The 2746-nt window shown below is 57.4% G+C and carries 4 protein-coding genes; 1 reads left to right on the top strand and 3 read right to left on the bottom strand.

The features are described from left to right. Positions 1-20 precede the first annotated feature (20 nt). Positions 21-356, top strand: coding sequence for a metalloregulator ArsR/SmtB family transcription factor (locus EOA85_RS31935; RefSeq protein WP_127212389.1), 336 nt, complete (start codon positions 21-23; stop codon positions 354-356). A gap of 139 nt (positions 357-495) precedes the next feature. Here EOA85_RS31935 and EOA85_RS31930 read toward each other — a convergent pair whose 3' ends face one another. The 3 genes from EOA85_RS31930 to EOA85_RS31920 all read right to left on the bottom strand — a co-directional run. After that, positions 496-1143: a DUF6064 family protein gene (locus EOA85_RS31930; protein WP_127212388.1), complete on the bottom strand. Its 648-nt coding sequence runs from the start codon at positions 1141-1143 to the stop codon at positions 496-498. Positions 1144-1272: 129 nt separating this feature from the next. Beyond that, on the bottom strand, positions 1273-1824 hold the full coding sequence (locus tag EOA85_RS31925; protein WP_127212387.1) for a hypothetical protein: 552 nt from the start codon (positions 1822-1824) through the stop codon (positions 1273-1275). Positions 1825-1833: 9 nt separating this feature from the next. Continuing rightward, the coding region (locus EOA85_RS31920; RefSeq protein WP_164760015.1) for a cation-translocating P-type ATPase at positions 1834-2746 on the bottom strand (913 nt) is incomplete at its 5' end.

Below are 2746 nucleotides of genomic sequence, written 5' to 3'. Positions count from 1 at the left end.
TAATATGATAATGTGTTCATATGCGCAATAAGAAAATCGTTGAACTGAACAAGATGGCGCGCGAGGCGTCCGAACTGCTTGCGGCGATGGCCAACGAGAAGCGCCTGATGATTCTGTGCCATCTGCTGGATGGCGAGACGAGCGTCAACGAGCTGGCGGAACTGGTCGCGATGAACCAGTCGGCGCTCTCGCAGCAATTGGCGAAGCTGCGGGCGCTGAAGCTGGTCAACACCCGTCGCGACGCCCAGCAGGTTTACTATCGGCTGGCTTCGGTGGAGGTCGAGCGCATCCTGCAGACGCTTTACGGCATTTATTGTGATCCGCAGGCTAAGACCGCGAAGATCAGATCGTTATGATGTGATGCTGACGACTTCGGTAAAGTTGACCGAAGTCCCAAGATTGCAGCTCAAGCCACAGCTTCAGCACATAATGGAGCAGCGCCGTTGGGGCAAGTCGGTCGGTGAGGGTCATGTGCGGCATTGGCTTCTCAGGATTTCAGGCGTTCACATTAAGCTTGCTGCGACAGGCGACCATCAACGGGACCGCAACAACACCGCTGACCAGAAGTAACCAGTCTTGCGGCACGCCAAGGAGGAACGCTGCACTCCCTCCGATCAACGACCAGATGAACGGGATCGCGAGCACCCATCCAGACACGGGCGGCTTTGCAAGAAGGAAGAACCCGAAAGTGAAAATCGTCACCGGACAGGGGGTGACACCGAACACCGGCATTTCAGGATATGCGTGACCTGTCCAAATGCCGAGAAGTGGATAAAGGACGGCCGCATAGGTGACGAAGCCAACTCCCACCATTGCTGCAGGTCCAAAACTCTGGCCGAACCGCAATTGGTTCTTGACGAAACCAACATAGGCCAGAATGGCTCCCTGTGCGACGAAGAGAACTCCAAAGACGAGCGCGGCCTCGTTGATCTGGGTGAAATGGAACCAGTGATATGCAACGCCGGTCCACAGCCACATGATCGCCAGGATGCCAGCGATCAGACGGTCCGCCATTAGCGGTCGCCAAAACAACAAGGCCACGGCAAGCAAGCCAAGGCCAAATGCCGCCACTTGCACCGGCCAGATGCCCTCGTTGTAAGAAACCAGGTTAGCGAGAAACTGATCGCGCGTGAAGGGCAACATCAGCGTGTCTCCTCACGCTTCACCATAGCCTCGGTCGCAGATACCCCAATTGATCTGGCGCAAGTCAGCGGCCTCGGTTGATCCAGGTCAACGCCCACCTGACATTTGCTCTGCCTTATGGATGAAGGATCAAAGGGGAGAAACAACGTGCCAATAGAGAGTTTGGTCGTCACCATCGCGGTCTTGACCGTCTTTGCATTTTTTATGGTTGTGCTGGGCTATGCCTCTTTCGATGAATCGCGCGGGCTGTCCCCCAAGATAGCACCTCGGTCCGGTAAGGAGAGACGCTGAAGGGAACCTCGTCATATAATCTGCCAGACCGTAGGGAAGTCGACGCCCTTTCTTCGCGTCAAATTGTACTTTCTGCGAGCCTGGAGACAATGTGGCCGTCTGCATGCCCGTTGAAGCGGCTTCCACGTTCCAGGACCAATTGATGGCGAAGGATGCGTTTGGAGCGCATGCGCTCGACGAAACTCGGCACGCGCCCGGCAGATCCAGGCGGCGCTGACTTCGGCTGCCGCCGTCGGCGTCGGCGATGCCATGCCGCTCACGGGTGTGGCCCTCTTCGATGCTGGTGACCGTCGTTAATCGCCTCATTGCTTCTTCTTGCGCTGCCTGGGTCATTCGCAATGCGTTGACGGCGGCATAGGTGAGCTGATCGGTACTGCTACGAAAGCGCAACTGGGTCGGTCAAGCCTTCAGGCGCTCCCGCCAGAAGTGTTTCAACAACTCAAGGCAGACTAACACAGCGATCCCGGACGCAAGCGTGACGGCAAGATCATCCAGGTGCAGCGGCCCGAATTGGAAGAGGCCACTCGCAAGCGGCCACAGAAGCGTGCCGCCAAGTGCTGCAGCAACGACCGCGACGACAACTACAAGCGATCGATTTGGCCGCAACAGCGCAATCAGCAACGACTCGCTAAACGTGCGGTTGACGAAAATCAGCCCGACAATCGTCAACACCAGGGAGAAGAACGTCAACGCGCGAATTTCATCCTCTGGCATTTCCCAGCGCAAGCCGAGAAGAAAAATGCCCGTAACGAGCACGAAAGCCAGAAGGCCCTGCACAAGGCTCCACGCGATCAACGGACGCGAAAAGAGCGCCGCCTCCGCATCCCGCGGAGGACGCTTCATTATGTCGTCCTCCTCGTTTTCCGCTTCAAAAACCAGTGAGCAGACCGGGTCGATCACCATCTCCAGAAAGGCAATGTGAATTGGCCCGAACAGGATAGGCAGTCCAAACAGCAATGGAAGTAGAGCCAAGCCGGCAATCGGCACGTGCACGGCGAGGATGAAGCCCATCGCTTTGCGCAAATTGTCATAGATGCGACGGCCCAACCGTATGGCCTTTACGATCGATCCGAAGTCGTCGTCGAGAAGGACAATGGAAGATGCCTCGCGGGCGACATCGGTGCCGCGGCCTCCCATGGCAATGCCGATGTTGGCCGCTTTCAGCGAGGGGGCATCGTTGACGCCGTCTCCCGTCATGGCGACGATCCCGCCATTGGCCTTCAAGGCCCTGACGATCGCCAGTTTCTGCTCAGGCATGATCCGCGCGAACACGGTTGCGGTTTTCACGCGCGCCGAAAGGGCAGCCTCGTCC

It is taken from the genome of Mesorhizobium sp. M5C.F.Ca.IN.020.29.1.1 (assembly GCF_003997375.1).
GTDB classification, from domain to species: domain Bacteria; phylum Pseudomonadota; class Alphaproteobacteria; order Rhizobiales; family Rhizobiaceae; genus Mesorhizobium; species Mesorhizobium wenxiniae.
The sequence above is the reverse complement of the archived record's forward strand: the minus strand, read 5'-3'. Positions and strand labels throughout refer to the sequence as shown.